This window comes from Mycobacterium sp., from assembly GCF_052144515.1.
In the GTDB taxonomy this organism is placed as follows: Bacteria; Actinomycetota; Actinomycetes; order Mycobacteriales; family Mycobacteriaceae; genus Mycobacterium.
Window position 1 is genome coordinate 1 of sequence record NZ_JBKQQD010000084.1, and the last position, 3,642, is coordinate 3,642.

The window sequence follows — 3,642 nt, forward strand, 5'->3', positions numbered from 1 at the left end:
GTATCGGATGAGAGGATCCGCCAGCGGTTTCGCGCGCGCGGTCGAGTCGATCCAGCAGCGCGATACCACCTTGACGCACACCGTTTCGCAGACCAAGCGCGTAATGCTCGACGTCTGACATGGACTCCGCACCGCCGGCGATAACCAGTCGGGCGCCGCCCGTCGCGACCTGGGTGCCTGCGTAGAGCACCGCTTGCAGGCCAGAACCACTCCGGCGGTCGATCTGCAAGCCGGGCACACTGGTACCCAAGCCCGCATCGAGCGCGGCGATCCGGCCCAGCGCCGGTGCTTCACCATTGGCGTAGCCCTGACCGAGAAGCAGGTCGTCGATGTCGCCTTCGCCAAGGCCAGTACGGGCGACGAGTTCCGTGAGCACGGTGGTTGCAAGCTCACCGGCGGTCAGCGCAGCGAGCACACCACCACTGCGTCCCACCGGTGTATGCAGAGGTGCGCAGATGACAACGTCGGGCACACCCTCGACGCTAGCCAGCCGAATCGATATTCTGAAATACCTATTGTCGTCCGTTTAATATTTGGAAAGTCTTAATTTCGTGGAGTTGCGTCACCTGCGTTACTTCCGCGCGGTCGCCGAGGAACTGCACTTCGGCCGGGCCGCCGAGCGCCTGCATATCGCCCAGCCGCCGCTTTCCCAGCAGGTCCTGCAACTCGAACGTGAGCTGGGCGTCACGTTGCTAATTCGCAGCACCCGCAAGGTAGAACTCACCCCGGCTGGCACCGCGTACCTCAAACGCGCGGTGGCGATCCTGGGTGCAGTCGATGACGCCGCGCAGCACGCGCAGCGCGTCGCCGAGGGGCTCGAGGGACAGTTGGCGATCGGCTGCGTGGGCTCAGCCACATATTCACTGCTACCCCGGCTGGTGCGCGCGCTGCGTGAGTCGCTACCCGGAGTGGATGTCAGTGTGCGCGGGGAGATGTTGGCGCCGGCTCAGCTCAGCGCACTGCTGGCGGGTGAGATCGACCTGGCGTTACTGCGGCCGCCTGTCGAAGACTACGGACTGCACGTGGAGGCGTTGCGTCGGGACCGACTGCTGGTCGCGCTACCGGAAGAACATCCATTGGCCGCCCGGGGCGAACTGCAGATCACCGACCTGCGCGCTCAGGAGTTCATCGCCCATGCAGGGAACGGTCGTTCGGTCATGAGCGCCCTGCTCTCAGCGTTGTGCACGCAATCCGGTTTTGCGCCGCGGATCCGGCACGAAGTCGAGGAAACCTCGACGTTGGTGACGTTGGTCGCCGCGGGGCTCGGCGTCGCGGTGGTGCCGGGCCCGACGGCGGCGCTGGACATCGCCGGCGCCTGCTACCGCCCGCTCGTGCCCGACAGGTTGGGTGTCGATTTGGTTGCCGCCCACCGAGGTGACTCGCCGTTCATCAGGCGGGCGATGTCGGCGTTGCGGACGGTTGCGGCTGCCTAAGAGATGGCACCCGGCTCCCCTTCGCCAAAGATTCCGAGCCAAGGCGCACGGGAACCGACCGAGTTGGCGGCCTGGGTACGCCTCGCGGCGGTACTGGAACTGCGACCCGGTGCGCTGGACGCTCAGATGCGGCGCGGCGCAACTTCGATGGATTCCGAATACTTCGTCCTGGCCATGCTGTCGCAGGCGCCGTAGCGGACTTTACGGATGACCGCCCTGGCGGCCCAGACCAACGCCACCAAGCCTCGGCTGTCCCACGTGGTCCGGCGTCTGGAGGACCGGGACCTTGTGGAGCGTTTTCCGTGTGCTGAGGACGCGCGCGCCAACAACGCGCGCCTGACAAAAGTCGGCCGGGCTACGTTCATGCGGCGGCGCCCGGCCATGTCGCCAACGTCCGGAGCGGGTCACCGGAGAACACGAAGGCATTCCGTGCCGTCGCACGCTATCCAGTTGAGTGAACCCGATTACGGGCGGACCTTTTGGGGTTCCCAACTTCCGAAGGCTGTCAGAGGCGCAACAGCGTGCGTGCTGGTGCTGGCAATTCTCGCGCGGTCGTTCTCGTTGATCTCCAGACGGTCGAACCATTCGGAGGCCTCACGCATGTCTTCGAACGGGTAGTCGGTCGAGAAAAGGAGACGGTCGACGCCCAGTCCTTGAATGGTGTTGAGCAAAGCAGGAGTTCGGAAGTTGCCGCTGGTGGTCAGGTAGAAGTTGTTGCGCAGGTAGTGGCCGAACGACCGTTTGACCGTGATGCCGCGCGGGGCAACGTTGATGCGGTGATCGGTGCGCCAGATGTTGAAGGGCAGCAGCTCGCCCAGATGCCCTAGGATGATGTTGATCCCGGGGTGGGCATCGAAGAGCCCGCTGCCCATCAGCCGCAGGGCGTGGGTCGCGGTCTCGACAGAGAAGGCCCACGCCGATCCGTATAGCCACGGGTGCCCGTCATACTGCGGGCTGCGAACCGCCAGCGGGTCCCGCGGGTGCAGGTAGATCGGGACTTCCAGATCGGCGACGATCGACCAGAACCCGGCGTAAGGAGAGTCATCGAGACGGACCACTGTGTTGTCATCCCCGACCTGAGAGAAGCCGTTGATCAGGGCGCCTACCAGGCCGAGTTCGGTGACCGCACGTCGAAGTTCACTCACGGCGGCGTCGGGTTCCTGCATGGGGAGCGCGGCGAAAGACGCGAACCGATCGGGTCGCTTCGCAACCTGTTGCGCTGCATAGTCGTTGAGCCGTCGGGCCCAAATCGACCGCCTGCTTCGACTCGTAGAGCGACTGGATGCCCGGCGCGAGCAAAGACAGCACAGTCTTTTCGATTTCACAGCTTTCCATGATGCGGATTCGTTCTTCATGGATGTCGAGCAGCATGTCGCGATGCGCCGGCCACGCGTCTGCCTGAAAGTGCTCCGCGGATTGCTCGACGATGTTGGGGTCGGTGGCCCCGAAATGTTCTTCCAGGGCGATCTTGCTGACCATCGGAGGCTCCTTGGGTGAGGGCAACGCACAAGTCCCCGACATGGGGTAGGCGTTAGTTTCTGCGGCGATGTCCTCGGGGAAGGCTTCCCAAATGACGATCAACGCACTCTTGCCAACTCATTCACTGGCCCGGCTTGCACTTCTACTTGCTCGGTGCGTTTAACAGTGCCTGAACGGGTTTGGTGAGGACTGAAGCGATCGCGGTCAGCACGTTGGATCCGAGTTCTCCGTCGACGAGGCGATGATCGAACGACAACGCCAAGTGGGTGACCTGCCGGATCGCGATCTGTTGGTCGAGCACCCACGGAGTCGGGCGCACCGCGCCGAAGGCCAAGATCGCTGCTTCCCCCGCGTTCAGGATTGGCGTGCCGGCGTCTACGCCGAGAGCGCCGATGTTGGTGATGGTGATGGTGCCGCCGGACATGTCCGCGGGCGTCGCCTTACCTGCCCGTGCCGTGTCGACCAATTGTGCTAAAGCACCTGCCAATTCGGGCAAAGTCAGCTCGTCGGCATTCTTGATGTTGGGTACCACGAGACCCCGTGGCGTGGCTGCGGCAATACCCAGGTTCACGTCGTTATGGTAGACGATCTCTTGGTTGGCTTCGTCCCACCGTGCGTTCACGCCCGGGTACCGGCTGGCTGCAATCAACAGCGCCTTCGCCACGAATAGCATTGGATTCACCCGGACATCGGACCATAGTGGATCGGCCCGCAGTGAGCGCACAAGACC

General features: G+C 63.8%; 5 protein-coding genes and 2 pseudogenes. 3 read left to right on the plus strand and 4 right to left on the minus strand.

Annotated elements, in window-relative coordinates:
* A pseudogene (locus tag ACLP9N_RS04425) lies at window positions 1-472 on the minus strand (acetyl-CoA C-acyltransferase); the annotation flags it as partial.
* A gap of 79 nt (window positions 473-551) precedes the next feature.
* Between ACLP9N_RS04425 and ACLP9N_RS04430 the strand changes: the two are divergent.
* The 3 genes from ACLP9N_RS04430 (at window position 552) to ACLP9N_RS04440 (ending at window position 2,051) form a co-directional block, all read left to right on the plus strand.
* Entirely contained in the window at window positions 552-1,433 is an 882-nt protein-coding gene (locus ACLP9N_RS04430) for a LysR substrate-binding domain-containing protein (protein WP_442406250.1), read from the plus strand.
* 63 nt (window positions 1,434-1,496) lie between these two features.
* Entirely contained in the window at window positions 1,497-1,628 is a 132-nt protein-coding gene (locus ACLP9N_RS04435) for a hypothetical protein (protein WP_442406251.1), read from the plus strand.
* A gap of 12 nt (window positions 1,629-1,640) precedes the next feature.
* Complete coding sequence (locus ACLP9N_RS04440) at window positions 1,641-2,051, plus strand: MarR family winged helix-turn-helix transcriptional regulator (protein ID WP_442406252.1); 411 nt, start codon at window positions 1,641-1,643, stop codon at window positions 2,049-2,051.
* Here the strand turns inward: ACLP9N_RS04440 and ACLP9N_RS04445 are convergent.
* From ACLP9N_RS04445 to ACLP9N_RS04455, 3 genes and pseudogenes are all read right to left on the minus strand, one after another.
* Window positions 2,030-2,683 (minus strand): annotated as a pseudogene (locus tag ACLP9N_RS04445) (amidohydrolase family protein); the annotation flags it as partial. The gene ACLP9N_RS04440 and the pseudogene ACLP9N_RS04445 overlap by 22 nt on opposite strands.
* Window positions 2,571-3,014 carry a hypothetical protein gene (locus ACLP9N_RS04450; protein ID WP_442406254.1) on the minus strand — a complete coding sequence of 148 codons (444 nt, stop codon included), beginning with the start codon at window positions 3,012-3,014 and terminating at the stop codon, window positions 2,571-2,573. The gene ACLP9N_RS04450 and the pseudogene ACLP9N_RS04445, both read right to left, overlap by 113 nt.
* A 40-nt stretch (window positions 3,015-3,054) precedes the next feature.
* Window positions 3,055-3,642: 2-oxo acid dehydrogenase subunit E2 (locus tag ACLP9N_RS04455; RefSeq protein ID WP_442406253.1), on the minus strand; the 588-nt coding region annotated here is incomplete at its 5' end.

Excerpts from the sequence above, each read along its gene's own strand:
- ACLP9N_RS04440 (WP_442406252.1), top strand. The coding sequence starts at position 1,641 with ATGACCGCCCTGGCGGCCCAGACCAACGCCACCAAGCCTCGGCTGTCC.